10 protein-coding genes and 1 tRNA gene are annotated in these 14,764 nt (G+C 64.4%); 6 read left to right on the top strand and 5 right to left on the bottom strand.

Annotated features, from left to right (window positions below; all coding sequences use genetic code 11):
* Positions 1-227: 227 nt before the first annotated feature.
* A complete protein-coding gene (locus C8J25_RS21315) occupies positions 228-3,032 on the top strand; it encodes a PAS domain S-box protein (RefSeq protein WP_107955554.1) in 2,805 nt (934 codons plus the stop codon).
* A 213-nt stretch (positions 3,033-3,245) separates the two neighbouring features.
* Positions 3,246-5,741, top strand: coding sequence for a PAS domain S-box protein (locus C8J25_RS17025; protein ID WP_425275476.1), 2,496 nt, complete (start codon positions 3,246-3,248; stop codon positions 5,739-5,741).
* Between the two features lie 18 nt (positions 5,742-5,759).
* Here the strand turns inward: C8J25_RS17025 and C8J25_RS17020 are convergent, their stop codons facing one another.
* Entirely contained in the window at positions 5,760-6,440 is a 681-nt protein-coding gene (locus C8J25_RS17020; protein WP_107955553.1) for a haloacid dehalogenase type II, read from the bottom strand.
* A gap of 196 nt (positions 6,441-6,636) precedes the next feature.
* Here C8J25_RS17020 and C8J25_RS17015 point away from each other — a divergent pair, with 196 nt between their 5' ends.
* Together C8J25_RS17015 and C8J25_RS17010 are read left to right on the top strand one after the other, a co-directional pair.
* A complete protein-coding gene (locus tag C8J25_RS17015; RefSeq protein WP_107955552.1) occupies positions 6,637-7,341 on the top strand; it encodes an SDR family NAD(P)-dependent oxidoreductase in 705 nt (234 codons plus the stop codon).
* Between the two features lie 24 nt (positions 7,342-7,365).
* Positions 7,366-7,617, top strand: coding sequence for an aldo/keto reductase (locus C8J25_RS17010; protein WP_244187176.1), 252 nt, complete (start codon positions 7,366-7,368; stop codon positions 7,615-7,617).
* Positions 7,618-7,645: 28 nt separating this feature from the next.
* Here C8J25_RS17010 and C8J25_RS17005 read toward each other — a convergent pair whose 3' ends face one another.
* A complete protein-coding gene (locus C8J25_RS17005) occupies positions 7,646-8,386 on the bottom strand; it encodes a DUF4198 domain-containing protein (protein WP_244187175.1) in 741 nt (246 codons plus the stop codon).
* A 149-nt stretch (positions 8,387-8,535) separates the two neighbouring features.
* Here C8J25_RS17005 and C8J25_RS17000 point away from each other — a divergent pair, with 149 nt between their 5' ends.
* Both C8J25_RS17000 and C8J25_RS16995 read left to right on the top strand, forming a co-directional pair.
* A complete protein-coding gene (locus C8J25_RS17000) occupies positions 8,536-10,812 on the top strand; it encodes a TonB-dependent hemoglobin/transferrin/lactoferrin family receptor (protein WP_244187174.1) in 2,277 nt (758 codons plus the stop codon).
* Between the two features lie 8 nt (positions 10,813-10,820).
* A complete protein-coding gene (locus C8J25_RS16995) occupies positions 10,821-11,786 on the top strand; it encodes a DUF6607 family protein (RefSeq protein ID WP_107955550.1) in 966 nt (321 codons plus the stop codon).
* A gap of 258 nt (positions 11,787-12,044) precedes the next feature.
* Here C8J25_RS16995 and C8J25_RS16990 read toward each other — a convergent pair whose 3' ends face one another.
* The 3 genes from C8J25_RS16990 to C8J25_RS16980 all read right to left on the bottom strand — a co-directional run bounded on the left by C8J25_RS16990 (position 12,045) and on the right by C8J25_RS16980 (position 14,727).
* Positions 12,045-13,331, bottom strand: a complete 1,287-nt coding sequence (locus C8J25_RS16990) for a glycoside hydrolase family 130 protein (RefSeq protein ID WP_107955579.1) — start codon at positions 13,329-13,331, stop codon at positions 12,045-12,047.
* 183 nt (positions 13,332-13,514) lie between these two features.
* Positions 13,515-14,315 (bottom strand): class I SAM-dependent methyltransferase, encoded by an 801-nt coding sequence (locus C8J25_RS16985; protein ID WP_107955549.1) that lies wholly within the window; start codon positions 14,313-14,315, stop codon positions 13,515-13,517.
* Between the two features lie 321 nt (positions 14,316-14,636).
* Positions 14,637-14,727: transfer RNA gene (locus C8J25_RS16980), tRNA-Ser, on the bottom strand.
* Positions 14,728-14,764 lie beyond the last annotated feature (37 nt).

Here is a 14,764-nt window from a genome sequence, read left to right as displayed (position 1 = left end):
CGATAGTCTCGTCCGACATCACGGCCCCGTTCAAAGAGCTGCCATCAACCCGTTGAACGCTCCGCCTACAAGGCGGCCCTCAGACCGCGCTTACGGGAAGGGCTCAGGAGGCCGGGAAGTTCGGGCGCCGATTTGCCGCGCCGAGCGATCTGGGCCCCGTCGAGACGGTGTTCGAATTCCTCCTGTTCTTTGTTTTCAGGCGTGTAGCCGCGCGGTAGACAGTCGCCATGAGCCCGCCCCCTGCGACCGACCTACGTAACCGATATGCCGACCAGGACGCGAAGCTAACCCTTCTTCGAACGGTGCTGGCTAGCGAGGAGGGTGGCCAATTCGGACCTCGCAAGGATGTCCTGCTTTCGGCGATCCAGACATCGCAGATGCCGATGATCCTTACCGATCCGCATCAGCCCGATAACCCGATCATCTTCGCCAATCGTGCCTTTGTGTCACTGTCGGGCTACTCGGCCGACGAACTGATCGGCAAGAACTGCCGCTTTCTTCAGGGCACCAACACGAATCCAAAGAACGTCGCCAAATTACGCGACGCCATAGCCGCGCGCGAACCGATCGCGATCGACATCGTCAACTACCGGCGGGACGGGTCTGAGTTCATCAACGAGCTGTACGTAAGCCCCGTCAACGATTCCGACGGAAACCTGCTGTATTTCTTCGGCAGTCAGGTCGACGTCACGACCTTCAGGTCGGCTAGCCAGCAGCTACTGTTGAGCGGTGAGAAATATCGCTCGATCTTCGAGGCCATCGATGAAGGCTTCTGCGTCATCGAATTCATCGACGGCCCGCATGGCCCGTTGAGCGATTATGTCCATCTCGAAGCCAATGAGGCGTACGCACGCAATGCCGGAATCACCGACGTCGTAGGTCGGAACGTTCGCGATCTATTTCCGGACGAGGCGGATAGCTGGGTCGCCGTCTTTGGCGAGGTGCTGCGGACTGGTGAGCCGGCTCGCTTCGAACGCGAACTCGACGCCACCGGGCGCCATCTGGAACTGTCGGCTTTCCGCATCGAGCCTGCCGGCAACAACCAGGTCGCGGTCCTGTTCAAGGACATCACCGCGCGCCGCCAGACGGAGAACGAACTCCGGGAATTGACCATACGCCTCGACGCGCTGGTCCGATCATCGACCGAGGTCCGCTATCTCATCAACGCGGACTGGACCGAGCTGGCGGAATTGTCCGGCGGCGGCTTCCTGGCGGATACGCCCGCGGCAAACGCCAACTGGCTCAACGACTATGTCCCGCCGGAAGGCCGGGATGCCGTGCGGGCCGAGTTCGAGCGTGCGATCGAGGCTCGCGATACATACAGGGTCGAACATCCGGTCTACCTGACCGACGGATCGCTCGGATGGGCCCAGGTTCAGGCGGTGCCGCTGTTCGACGATCATGGTGAAATCACCCATTGGTACGGCGCGGCATCCGACATCACCGACCGTCGCAAGGCGGAAGCGGAGCTTCATGAACTGGCGGTCGAACTCAGCCACCTCAACGGGACACTCGAAGCGCAGGTTGCCGAGCGTACAGCCGAACGCGACCGCGTCTGGCGTCTGTCGCGCGACATGCTGGGCGTTGCCGATACGCAGGGGCGCTGGACGAGCATCAACCCGGCATGGTCGCGTATCCTCGGCTGGAACGAGGACATGTTCATCGGACGGACGTCCGAGTGGCTTGAGCATCCCGACGACCTTGAGAAAACTCGCGCCGAGGTGGCGCGGCTCGCGTCCGGCCTGGAGACTGCGGCGTTCGAGAACCGCTTCCGGCACCGGGACGGGACCTATCGTTGGCTGTCCTGGACCGCAGCGCCGGAGAACGGTCTCCTCTATTGTGCGGGACGCGATGTCACCGCCGAAAAGGAGCGGCAGATCGAACTCGACGCGGCGCAGGATCAGCTTCGCCAGGCGCAGAAGGTCGAGGCGGTGGGGCACCTCACGGGCGGCGTGGCGCACGACTTCAACAACTTGCTGACCGTCATCCGGGGCTCGGTCGATCTGCTGCGTCGACCCAACCTGACCGAAGAACGCCGCGAACGCTACATTCAGGCGATCGCGGAGACCGCCGATCGCGCGGCCAAATTGACGAACCAGCTGCTCGCCTTCGCGCGACGCCAAGCTCTGCTGCCCGAATCTTTCGACGCCCAGGAAAGCGTTCGGGTGCTGGCGGACATGGTGCGAACGCTTGTCGGTTCGCGCATAGAGGTCGCGTTGGAGTCGGCGTCCTGCCCGTGCCATATTCACGCCGATCGCAACCAGTTCGACACCGCGATCATCAACATGGCGGTAAACGCGCGCGATGCGATGAATGGCGACGGGCGTCTTACCGTCCGTGTCGAGTCGGTTGACGGCATGCCCTCCGTGCGGTCGCACCGGGCCGTTGCCGGCGACTTCATCGCCATCTCGCTCACCGATACGGGCGAAGGCATTTCCGCCGATCGTATCGATCATATCTTCGAGCCGTTCTTCACGACCAAGGATGTCGGGAAAGGAACCGGGCTTGGGCTCAGCCAGGTGTTCGGCTTTGCCAAGCAATCGGGCGGCGAGGTCATGGTCGAAAGCGAGGTCGGCACCGGCACGACCTTCACGCTGTACCTGCCGCGTATGATGGGAGAGCAGACTGCGATCGTTCGCGACGACACTCCCCGGCAGGTCGCGTCGGGTGATGGCGCCTGCATTCTCGTCGTCGAAGACAATTCACAGGTCGGCGAGTTCGCCCGGTCGGCCTTGGCCGAACTGGGCTACACCACGGTGCTGGCAAAGGAGGCCGCCCATGCGCTCGGCGAGCTGGAAGCAGCGGCCGACCGGTTCGACGCTGTCTTCTCCGATGTCGTCATGCCCGGAATGTCAGGCATCGAACTGGGTCAGGCGATACGGATTCGATATCCCGACCTGCCGGTGGTACTGACCAGCGGATACAGCAACGTGCTCGCGCAGGACAGCAGCCACGGGTTCGAGCTGATCCACAAGCCCTACTCGATCGACCAGTTATCGAGTGTGCTGCATCGGGTCATCGCGATGCGGTGATACGATCATCTGACGGGGACTTGCACAGAGCGGGACGGTCCCCTTGCCTGTTTCGTTGCTACCGACAGCGCGCCGTACTGCAGATATTCGTCACCGAATTGAGTCCTGTGGTCGACAAGAGGTTCGGATAGCAGGCAAAAATCTGCGCGTTGCCTGCCGTTAGAGAGGTGGTAGTGGACCACTGGCGCACCTCCCAAAACAGAAATCGGACCATTGGCAAACCTCAACGAGTTCAACGATTCCGAGCAGCACCGGCTGGCGGCGTTGGCGTGCTACGACGTGATGGACTCGCCACGCGAACGGTCGTTCGACGAGCTGGCAGCGCTAACTGCAAAGCTCTGCGACGCCCCCATTGCCGTGGTGAACCTGGTCGGGGACGGACGGCAGTTCTTCAAGGCGGAGGTCGGCCTCGGCGTGCGCGAGACGCCGCTCGAAAGTTCGTTCTGCGTCAAGGCGCTGCTGGAAGACGATCTCCTCGTCGTTCCCGACCTGACCAAGGATCGCCGGTTCGACTGCAATCCCCTGGTCACCGGGGACCCGCACATCCGTGCCTATGCCGGCGCGTTGCTCAAGACCGCGGACGGACTGGCGATCGGGACGCTCTGCGTCCTGGATTATCGTGCTCGGGAATTTACCGATCTCCAGCAGGAGACGCTACTCGTCCTGGCGCGGCAGGTCATGGCTCAGCTCGATCTGCGACGCACCGTCACGGACCGCGATCGCCGCTACGACGAGCTTCAGGTCAGCCGGGAGCAATTGACCCACAGCGACGCGCGCTATCGTACGCTGTTCGATTCAATCGAATCCGGGTTCTGCATCGTCGAGGTCGACCTTGGCGATGCAGCAGCACCGATCGACTACCGCGTCATCGAGGCGAACCCCGCCTTCTATCGCCAGACCGGCTTCGTCGAGGCGATCCGGGGCCGTTGGTTGCGCGACGCGGTCCCCGATCTGGAGGAGCATTTCTACGAGACCTACGGACGGGTCGCGCGGACCGGCGAACCGGTTCGCTTCGAGGAGGGCTCCGCGGCGCTCGGTCGCTGGTTCGACGTATACGCCTTTCGCGTTGGCGATGCGACGGATCGTCGGGTCGCGATCCTGTTCAACGACATCTCCGCACGCCGTGCGGCCGAGGAGGCGTTGCGCGACCTCAACGAAACGCTCGAAGATCAGATCGACAAGCGAACCGCCGAACGCGATCGCATGTGGGATACCTCACCCGACCTGATGCTCGTCATCGATTTCGACGGCGTCTTTCGTCGGGTGAATCCTGCATGGACGACGGTGCTGGGCTATGAGCCCGACGAGCTGGTCGGACGCCATGTCAACGATTTCGTCCTTTCAGACGATCACCAAGACACAGTCGACGCCTATCAAGCCGCGAAGGCTGGCGAGCATGCCCATATCCAGAACCGCTATCGCCACAAGGACGGCTCGTTCCGATGGATCGCGTGGGTTGCCGCGCCCGCCGGCGACCTGACCTATGCGACGGGTAGGGATATCACCGCGGAGAAAGCGCGCGAGGCGGAACTCGCGCATACGCAGGATCAACTCCGCCAGGCGCAGAAGATGGAGGCGGTCGGCCAGCTTACCGGCGGGCTCGCGCATGATTTCAACAATCTGCTGACCGGCATGATGGGCAATCTCGAGTTGCTCCAGATGCGCGTCGCACGCGGGCGGCTCGACGATCTCGACCGCTTCGTGCTGGCGGCGCAGGGCGCGGGACGGCGCGCGGCGTCGCTGACACAGCGCCTGCTGGCGTTCTCGCGACGCCAGACGCTCGATCCGAAGCCCACCGAGGTGAACCGGTTGATCGCCGGCATGGAAGACCTGCTCCGCCGGACGGTCGGGCCTGCGATCGATATCGAGGTCGTCGGTGCGGGCGGCCTCTGGCCTGCCTGCATCGATGCGGGCCAGCTGGAAAACGCTCTCCTCAACCTGAGCATCAACGCCCGCGACGCCATGCCCGACGGCGGGCGACTGACTATCGAGACCGCCAACAAATGGCTCGACGATCGCTCTGGCCGCGAACGCGATCTGCCGCCCGGCCAATATCTGTCGATCTGCGTCACCGACACCGGCACCGGGATGAGTGCGGAAACCATCGAACGCGCGTTCGAACCGTTCTTCACGACCAAGCCCCTCGGCGAGGGTACCGGCCTGGGATTGTCGATGATCTACGGCTTTGCCCGCCAGTCCGAGGGCCAGGTCCGGATTTATTCCGAGCTGGGGATCGGAACGACGATCTGCATCTATCTGCCGCGCCACCACGGCGATGCCGGACTGCCTGAGCAGGAAGCCGCGATCGCTACTGCGACGACTGTGGGCAGAGGAACCGTTCTGGTCGTCGACGACGAGGCGACCATCCGTCATCTGATCGACGAGGTTCTTGGCGAAGCGGGCTACACCGTGATTGGTGCGGCCGATGGTGCAGCCGGACTCAAGATGCTGCAGGCGGGCACCCAGGTCGAACTCCTCATCACCGACGTCGGGCTGCCCAACGGTATGAACGGCCGTCAGGTCGCCGATGCCGCGCGATCGTTGCGGCCGGGTCTGAAGGTGCTCTTCATCACCGGCTATGCCGAGAACGCCGCAGTCGGAAACGGCCATCTCGAACCCGGCATGGAGCTGTTGACGAAGCCGTTCACGCTGGAAGCGCTAACGGCCAAGGTCGCCGGGATGATGAAAGACGCCGCACGCTCTAGCTAGGATCGTGCGGGCATGCCGCTATCGGCTAGCCGCAATCGCGCGCGCCGCCTCACCGACGTCGCGCGCAACCAGCGTCGGCGGCGGAATGCCGTCCAGGACGAGAGGCGCGTTCACGCCGCGCGTGACCAAGGCCGCCTTCCATCCGAACGCCTGCGCACCGATCGTGTCCCATGTGTGTGCCGCGATCAGCCAGGTCGTGTCTGGTGTGGCCGCCATGGTGTCCTGTACCAGTTGGTACGTTGCCGGCGTCGGCTTGAAGCGCTGCACGGTATCGACCGTAAACCGCTGGGCGAACATCGACCCCAGACCGGCCCGGTCGAGCACATCGGGCCCGGCACTGTTCGGCGAGTTGGTAAGCGTGACGATCGAGAACCCGGCGTCTTTCAACACCGCCAGACCGGCAGCGACATCGGCGTGTACCGGCATATCCGTCATCAGCGCACCCAGCTGACGCACATGATCGTCCGTCACCACGACGCCGTGGATCTGGCCAAGCATGCGCAAGACGGCTCCGCCCAGCTTGCCGAACGGGACGTAAGGCCCGGCCAGCGACAGCGCCTCGGAATACAAGATCAGCTGCGCAAACCATTCCCGCATCCGACCGGGGGCTGCGAACATGTCGACGAAGAGAGGCTCGAGAATGTTTATATCGAGCAACGTCTCATTGACGTCGAATACGATCAACGGTCGATCGGTCATTTTGCGTCGGTCCCCGGGAAAACAATTCAGCATGCACCCTCACCCAACGATCGTCGGACGTGTCCCGATCCATGATCCACCGTCGATCGGTATCGCAACCTCCTGATCTTGTGGCACAATCAGCAAAGTTCGGGGTTAGACCCCTGCGGGCCGAATGCATCGACCCGCCCGTTCAACACTGAACACAGGAACTGCAATGTCGGGCAAGGTCGTCATCGTCACGGGGGCATCGCAAGGGTTGGGAGAAGGCATCGCCCGCGGCTACCGCGAGCGCGGTTGGCGCGTCGTCGGCGTGTCGCGCAGCATCGCCCCTGCGGATGAGCCCGACTGGCTCACCGTGGCAGGCGACGTCGGTGATGCCGCGACTGCGGAAGCGGTAGCGGCTCGAACACTCGACCGGTTCGGCAGGATCGACACGCTGGTCAACAATGCCGGCGTGTTCATCGGCGAGGCGTTCACCGACTATTCCGATGAGCAGTATCGACAGATCCTCGCGACCAATCTCGATGGCTTCTTCCACATGACGCGGCACGCGCTGCCCGCGATGGTGCGCAATGGCGGCGGTCACGTCGTCCAGATCGTTACGACGCTTGCCGAGCACGCCAACGCAGAGTTTCCTTCGGTCCTCGCCTCGCTGACCAAAGGTGGCCTTGCCGCCGCAACGCGCAGTCTGGCGATCGAATATGCGGCGCGCGGTATCCGCGCGAATGCCATTTCACCCGGGATCATGGAGACGCCGATGCATCCAGCCGAGACGCGTGCCAAGCTCGGCGGATATCACCCGCTTGGCCGAATGGGCACCGTCGCCGACGTGGTGCAGGCCATTCTCTACTTGGAGGACGCCAAGTTCGTGACTGGTGAAATCCTGCATGTGGACGGTGGGCAGGTTGCGGGCCACTAGAATGCCGGTCGAGAGACGGTCAGGTTGCCGCGAGCATGCACGACGCCCGCGATCCTCGACAAGGTTGCTCGGATCAAGGCCATCGCGGATCGTCACGGTGTGAGTATGAAGGCCGCCGGTCTCCAGTTCACGCTGGCGAACCCGGCGGTGGCAGCCGTCATTCCCGGTGCCAGCCAGCCGAGCCGGCTCGCCGAGGATCGGGCAGCGCTCGCCAAGACCATACCCGGCGCGTTCTCGCATTACCTTAGTCATGCTGGTCCGGTCGCTCCTGGCTAGGAAGCGGCGTTTCGCGGATCAAATCCGATCATATCGCCTCGAACGCCAGCGTGACGGTGAAGCTGGAATACGCATCCGCCGCGCCCGGCGTGGCCGCACGGTGCCGGACGAGCATCAGGTACCGCCCGGCATCGGACGGGGTCAGCGTCACCTTCCCGGCCTTGTCGCTATTCACCGTCGCGACCTGTTTGTGCCCGTCATAGAACCCCGCCTCGCGGAACAGCGTCACGGGTTCGCCGGCGAGGGGCTTGCCGTCGTACAGGATTTCGAACGCGGCCGCTGAACCCGGCGCGTAGCTGCTCGGGTCGCCGAGCGGGTGGATCTCCAGCGCCTTGCCGCGCGCCGCCAGCGCCCCCGCAGCGCCGGGCTTGCCCCGCACCACATAGGCGTCGGCCAGCGTCGTGCTGCGCACGTCGACCGACGTCGCGCCGGGCGGTGGCGTCTTGCCCTCGCCGACGATCGTCCAGGTTTCGCCGGTTCGGTACATCTTGCTCAACCGACCGATCCGCTGCCCGGACGATAGCCGGTACACACCGTCCGCCGGTAGCGCGGCCTCGACGATCGCCTGGTCCGTGGTCAGCGTCGGTGCGGCCAGCTTGACGGTCTTTCCGTCAGGGCCGGTGATCTCGAACGGCGCGTCCTTCATCGCGATCTCGGGCCGGAATGCGTCTTCGGTGAACGACGCTTGGAGCGTGATGCGATCACGTCCCGCCGCGTCGAATACGCTCGGCAGCACATACGGCATGTGCGCCGCCGACGGCCCCGACACGAGGGCCGATTGCCGAAGCCAGTGCCCCGGTCGCTCGCGCCGTCCGCCAATTTGCCCTGGTCTTCGTCATCGCGATGCTCCTTTTCGATCACACTTGATAACGAGAATGATTCGCACTAGCAAGCCGCCAGACCGTGGGGATAACGAACATGACATTGACCAAATTACTGGCGGGCATCTCGCCGATTGCCCTGATGATCGGCGCCGCTGGCCCTGCCCATGCAAAGCCAGTTCTCGCAGAAGCTGCGCCTGCTTCGGCGGCCGATAAGCCGACTGCCACCGCGCCTGCCGCCGATCCGGAGGGTCAGGACAAGGTCATCACTGTCACGGCGACACGCACCGAAAAGGCGGTGGAGGACGTGCCCGCGACCGTGTCGGTGATCGACGCGAAGACGATCGAGGATCGCTTCATCTCCGACATCAAGGATCTGGTGCGCTACGAGCCGGGCGTCACCGTCCGCCGCGCGCCGTCGCGCTTCACCGTCGCCGGCTCCTCGACCGGACGCGACCGTGACAGCGGGTTCAACATCCGCGGGCTCGAGGGCAACCGCGTGCTGATCACCGTCGACGGCGTCCGCGTGCCCGACGCGTTCAGCTTCGGCGCGCAATCGGTGGGTCGCGGCGATTACGTCGATCTCGACCTGCTCAAATCGGTCGAGATCCTGCGAGGCCCCGCCTCCGCGCTCTACGGCAGCGACGGCGTCGCGGGCGCGGTCAGCTTCATCACCAAGGACCCGCGCGATTTCCTTAGCGACGGCAAGCTGGTCGGCGGCGGGCTTCGCTCGAGCTACGACTCCTCGGACGACAGCTGGACCAACGGCTTCGTGGTCGCAGGCAAGACTGGCGATATCGAGGCGATGGTCGCTTATACCCGTCGCGACGGGCACGAGACCGAGACCAAGGGCAGCAACGACAGCGCGACCACCGATCGCACGACGGCAAACCCGCAGGACATCGAGTCCAACGCGCTGCTTGGCCGCCTCGTCTGGGCGCCGAACGATGCCAACCGGTTGCGCCTGACCTATGAGCATTTCTCGTCGGTGGTCGACACCGACGTGCTCAGCGCGATCGCCAAGCCTCCACTCGCGGCAACATCGGTGATCGGGCTCACCGCGCACGACACGACAGAGCGCAACCGCGGCACGCTCGACTATCGCTACATCGGCGACGGGATCGTCAGCGGTATCCGCGCGGCGGGCTATTACCAGAAGAGCCTCACGCTCCAGGCCGCGGCGGAGGACCGCAACACCGCTGCCGATCGGACGCGCATCAACCGCTTCGACAACGAAGTCTACGGCGGCACGCTGCAGCTCGAAAGCCGCGCCGCGACCGGGCCGTTGACGCACCTGTTCGCCTATGGCGCCGACTACTCGCACACCCGCCAGACGGGTGTGCGAGACGGCACCGTCGCGCCTGCGGGCGAAGTCTATCCGACCCGTGCCTTCCCGACGACCGACTACACGCTGGTCGGCGTGTTCGCGCAGGACGAGATTGCCATCGCAGACGGGCTGCTGACGCTGTTCCCGTCGATCCGCTACGATCACTACAAGCTGAACCCACAGAATGATCCGCTGTTCACGACCTTCGTACCGCGCGAGCAGAGCGGATCGAAGGTGACGCCGCGGATCGGTGCGGTCGCCAAGCTGACCGAGGGCGTCCGGCTGTTCGCCAACTATGCGCAGGGGTTCAAGCCGCCCGAGCCGAACCAGATCAACAACGGCTTTGCCAACATCACGCAGAATTACCGCTCGGTCCCCAATCCCGATCTAAAGCCCGAGACGAGCAACAGCGTCGAAGGCGGCATCCGGTTGAGCGGCACCGGCTGGTCGCTGAGCGGGACCGCGTTCAGCAGCCGCTTCCGCAACTTCATCGACCAGATCCAGGTGAGTGGCGCCTTCACCGCGGCCGACCCGGCGGTGTACCAGTATATCAACCGCGGCCGCGTCAAGATCGAGGGACTGGAGGCCCGCGGCGAGGCGCGCCTGCCGATCGGAGTCGGCGTCCGCGCCGCCGCGTCCTACGCCAAGGGTACGATGCGGACGACCGGGCTCGCCGGCACGCAGCCGCTCGACAGCATCGAACCGGTCAAGGTCGTCGCAGGCGTGTTCTACCAGCCCGACAGCGGACCGTTCCGCGCGGAGGTCATCGCCACGCACTCCGCAGGCAAGAAGGTCGGCGACACCAACAACAGTTGCAACACCGCCGCCACCAGTTGCTTCACGCCGTCGGGCTTCTGGATCCTCGACGCCACCGCGTCGCTGCGCGTGATGGATCATGCGACGCTGCGCGCGGGGATCTTCAACATCACCGACAAGAAGTATTTCTGGTGGAGCGACGTCCGCGGACTGACCTCGACCTCGGTCGTCCGCGACGCCTATTCGCAACCCGGCCGCAACGCCGGGCTCTCCTTCTCGCTCAACCTGTGAGGCCCCTGATGTTCCGCTCCCTTCTCCTCGCGACCGGGCTGACGCTGGCTGCGCTCCCCCTCGCGCCGACGATCGCGTCCGCGCAATCGCAGGCCGTCCATGGCGACCAAGCGCGCGATCACGCATCGATCCTGGCGATGGCCGGCACCTTCAAGGTGACGTTCGACATGCGCGAAACGACGCCGCTGGTCGCGGGCTACAAGCCCTACCCCGCCAAGCTCAGCGGCGGTCACGAGGTCATCCGCGCGATCGTCGATACGCCCGACCACGTCGTGCTCCAGCATCTGCTGGTCGTCACCGACGGCAACGCCAAGACGATGGTGATCAAGCACTGGCGGCAGGACTGGACGTGGCAGCCAGCGAGCGTGCTCGTCTACACCGCGGCAGGCCGCTGGACGTTGCGCCCGCTAGCCGACGCGGAACGGCGCGGCGCATGGTCGCAGACGGTGTGGCAGACCGACGATTCCCCGCGCTATGGCGGGATCGGTCGCTGGCGCTACGACGATGGCGCGACGCGGTGGACCAGCGACGAGACCCGCCGCCCGCTCGCGCGCCGCGATGCGACCCGAAACCCACCTTATGATCACTATATCGGCAGCAACCGCCACGTGCTGACCCCCGCCGGCTGGGTCCACGAGCAGGACAACGCCAAGATCGGCATGAAGGACGGCAAGCCCGCCACGTACGTCCACGAATACGTCATCAACACCTACACCCCCGCAACCGACTTCGCGGTGGCGGCGGCGGACACGTATTGGGCGAAGACGAAGGATTATTGGGCCGCGGTCCGCACCCACTGGGCCAGCGCGATCGCGAAACGCTCCGGCGTGCACGTCGCCGAGGACGCGTCGAACGGATCGGCAACGGGGCACCAGTTGATGCTGCTCGCCGATGATATCGCCGCGGGCGACACCGCTCAGGAATCCGGAAAGGCGGAGGCCGAAGCATTGGTAAAGCGCGAGACCGGGACATAATCCAATGCTCCAACCCCAGCCATCGATGGCAACGAAATGGGCTTTCGAGGGATTTGCGTCCCTCTGGCCCTAGGTTGCATCGGTGGCAGACAGGGTCTCGATACGAACCGGAAGGCCGCAACAGACCTCGTCACGATGTCCGGCGCCGCCTCGCTGATCATCGTCCGTGCCCGTCGGCGTGCTTCACCTTGTAAGGCTCACACGCCGATTACGCCCAGCGCTGACGTACCAGGCCCTCCCCGTTGCCACGCCGACACATCAGTCGGCTGTCATCACGGACAGCAGGTCATCCACGTCTCCCACGGCAAACGCCGAATACTCGTCGCCGATCGCGTAAGGCAGCAAGATGCGGCGATCCCGGATCAGCGCACCGCAGCTATAGGTCACGTTCGGCACATAGCCCCCGCGTTGCTCTGCGCTGGGAAACAGCAACGGCGATGCCGTGCGGGCAAGCACCTTCGTCGGATCGTCCTTGTCGAGCAGGCAGGCACCGATGCAATATCCCCGGACCATGCCGACGCCGTGCGTGAACACCAGCCAGCCCTCGTCGATCTCGATCGGCGATCCGCAATTGCCCAGCTGCACGAACTCCCAGGGATATCTCGGCGCCATGATCGGCGTTCCGGTTTCCCACGTGTAGAGATCGTCCGATCGCAGCAGCCAGATATTCTCGCTGTCCTGGCGGCCCAGCATCACGAACTGGTTGTCGATCCGCCGAGGGAACAGCGCCATTCCCTTGTAGCCGGTCATGGCGCCGGCAAGCGCCCTCATCTCGACCCGGCGCAGGTCGACCCCGCGCAGGATTTCCTGGCGCGCGTCCTTGCCGTCGAACGCGGTGTACGTGCCGATGACGCTGCGGACCCCGTCGTGATCGGTGAAGTTGACCAGCCGCAGATCCTCGATGCCCTGTCGCTGGCTCGGCAACACCGGAAAAATGACGGTCTCGGACGCATCCCGGCTGTCTTCGCAGAGCAGGCGGACCCACCCGTCATCCTGCCGCTCGATGCGCGGCGGGACGCCGTGTGCGCTGGCCGGATCGATCACCAGCCGATCGCCCGGTCCCCATTCGCCGGTGCGGAACGTGATCGACGAGATATGACCCTCGCCAATGCCTCGCAGCGACATGACGAAGCGAACCGCGCCCGGCACGGACGGCTCTTCATCCGTCAGTGAAACGATGCTGGGGTTGAAGAGCGCGGCGGATTCGAACGCGTATTCCTGGCTGAAATAGGCGCCGATGATCAGCCGTTCGTCCTCGTTGAAGTCGCCGTCCCCTATGTCCTGCCGTACCTCATCGAAACGACGCAGCAGGACCTGCTCGGCGTTGCGGTGGCGCTCGCGCATGGGGGTCAGCAGCAGGTCGCGCATCCTTTGGCGCATCGTATCGTCCAGCGCCTGGACGCGGTCCACGACGACCTGGCTGCGTGGCGGGCGGTCCGCCTCGAACGCTTTCGGATAGCCGAAGCTGAACGGCCGGATCACGGTGCGCGACGGATCGGGCTTCAACTCGACGTCCAGCGTCGTGAAGACATCGGCAGCGTTCATCGGCATCGGCATCGGCATCGGCCCTTCAGTCATGCTCGCCAGAGGACGCTCGCGGGCATAACTGAGGTAACGATGCCGAGCCGTACCCGATCCCAGGCGGGCCTTCATAAGCTGGTCTTCGCCGCTGCCCGCAGAGTCAAAACGCCTTCGGCACGCCGGTTGTCGGCCCGCGAACCCGTGCGATCAGCGCGCCTTTACGAACCGTAGCGTGAACCGGTCGCTCTCGCCGATCGCAGCATATTTGGCGTGATCGACGTCCTTCAATCGATAGCTCGGCGGCAGCGTCCAGACGCCTTCCGGATGATCGTGCGTATCCTTGGGGTTGGCGTTGATCCGCGATTCTGCGGCAAGCGCGAAGCCCGCCTCCTGCGCCAGCCGAACGACCGTCGATCGCTTGATGTAGCCGCTCGTCTTCTCGCGCGCCGTGTCCATTTCCTCCGGCAGGCGATGATCGACGACGCCGAGCACGCCGCCCGGCTTGAGCGCCGCATAGAACGCCTTGAACACGCGGCCTGCGACGGCGGGGTCGTCCTGCATCAAGAGGTTATGGACGTTACGGAACGTCAGCAGCACATCCGCGCTGCCCGCCGGGATCGAGGACGCTCCGGTCTTGAAGTCGATCGTCGCGACCTGCGTCACGCCGTACTCCGCGGTCTTCGCGGCAAAGGCGCTGCGGGTGCGCTCGGCCTGCGTGGTCGGCACCAGCGCGACATAGTGCCCCCGGCCCTTGACCAGCGGCGCGAGGATCTCCGCATACCAGCCGCCCGCCGGCAGGAACTCGACGATCGTCTGTGTCGGCTTTACGCCGAAAAAGGCCAAAGTCTGGGCCGGGTGACGATAGCGATCGCGCGCGCGGTTCGCCGGCGTTCGCGTCGGCGATGCGAGCACGGCAGCGATGTCCTTCGAGGGGGCAACGGATTGTGCCCCCACCCCGGTAGCGCCAAACGCGACGATACAGGTCAAGGCGGCGAGCAGTCGGTTCATAGCGTTACACTCCCTGAGCGATTCTTCGGCGACAATGCCCCGCACGAGCCGATCACACAATCTCAAGAGCCTTTGCCCGGGACACCCTGCATCGCCCAACGCGTTTTGTTAGCGACATTTTTAATGGCAGATCCAGGCAGTGGTTCATTACTTCAACGGCCCCCGTTCTGGACGGCCCGGATGGGCTAGTGGACGTGCCTGCTGCGGACATTCGGTAAGCAGACGCAAACGTACCGCTCGTCCCACAGTCATGCGAAACCGACAGAGAACCGCCCTTAATCAAGCCCGGAGGCCAGGAAAGAACGGGAAAAACGAGGGTGGTGGCGGAGCGGGTGGGATTCGAACCCACGATACGCTTTTGACGTATACTCACTTTCCAGGCGAGCGCCTTCGACCACTCGGCCACCGCTCCGCATTGCTCTGGAAGCGGGTCTGCTAGTGCGGGTTTC

This window comes from Sphingomonas faeni, assembly GCF_003053745.1.
In the GTDB taxonomy this organism is placed as follows: domain Bacteria; phylum Pseudomonadota; class Alphaproteobacteria; order Sphingomonadales; family Sphingomonadaceae; genus Sphingomonas; species Sphingomonas faeni.
Note: the sequence above shows the minus strand (reverse complement) of the source record. Positions and strands in the feature narration are given on the sequence as shown.